Below are 798 nucleotides of genomic sequence, written 5' to 3'. Positions count from 1 at the left end.
GGAGCCGACATGAATGTTCTTACAGGGAGTGAACATGTCGGCAATGCTGACCCCAAACGGAGCCAGGTTCTTTGAGTTAATTTGCATCAACCCCAAATCCACCGAATGCCCGAGCGATACGTAATAGTTGGCCAACTGGATAGCTTCCTGTTTCGTCTTAGGCTGGGTAATGCGCGGTGGCTTTTGATTGGGAAGGGCGTTGACGTTAATGGCCAGTGGCCGAAAGTTGGATTCGTTCTTAATGACTTGTTCTATCGTGGTTGGATGAACTTGATAGATACAATGCGAGTATTGGTCTAGATCCATCATGAGGCGATGACTCTTAGAAAGTGAATATGGGGACAGCCTTACCTTGAATGGCGTTTTTTTGAATGGCGCCAAAGTAACGGCTGTCAAAACTGTTTTTGGGCGCGTAGTCCGACATCATAAAAAACTCATCGTCGGTGAGCGTGAATGCCTTGAGCTGTGGGAGCTTGCGATGATGGCTATCTGCAGAATGAACGAGAAAACGCGCGAGCGGTTTTCCATTCTTTCTGACAACGCCATCAAAAGAGAGATGGTCGCCCGATATGCCCATGATTTTTTTGATAAGCGGAGTCGAGCCACTTTTACAGGTGCCGTATTTTAGGTATTCGCGTTTAAGCGCTTGCTCAATAACCGCACTAGGAGGCGGACAGAAGACCACTAAATCCCCTTGCTGATATTGGTTTGTTTTGGAAAACTGATAAAGGCCGAGGGGGTATGAATGCGTGAGATTAAGGCGATAGCCTGTTATGTATAAGCCTAAAGCTAAACTCA

At 46.9% G+C, this 798-nt stretch carries 2 protein-coding genes; both read right to left on the bottom strand.

Annotation, left to right across the window (positions count from 1 at the left end; genetic code table 11):
• A partial coding sequence (locus R7O13_RS26040) for a transglycosylase SLT domain-containing protein (RefSeq protein WP_318305095.1) occupies positions 1-309 on the bottom strand: 309 nt, incomplete at its 3' end.
• 13 nt (positions 310-322) lie between these two features.
• Positions 323-798, bottom strand: a 476-nt coding sequence (traF, locus tag R7O13_RS26035; RefSeq protein WP_318305094.1) for a conjugative transfer signal peptidase TraF, incomplete at its 5' end; no start/stop codon positions are given.

Source organism: Vibrio sp. Y176 (genome assembly GCF_033438945.1).
The sequence above is the reverse complement of the archived record's forward strand: the minus strand, read 5'-3'. Positions and strand labels throughout refer to the sequence as shown.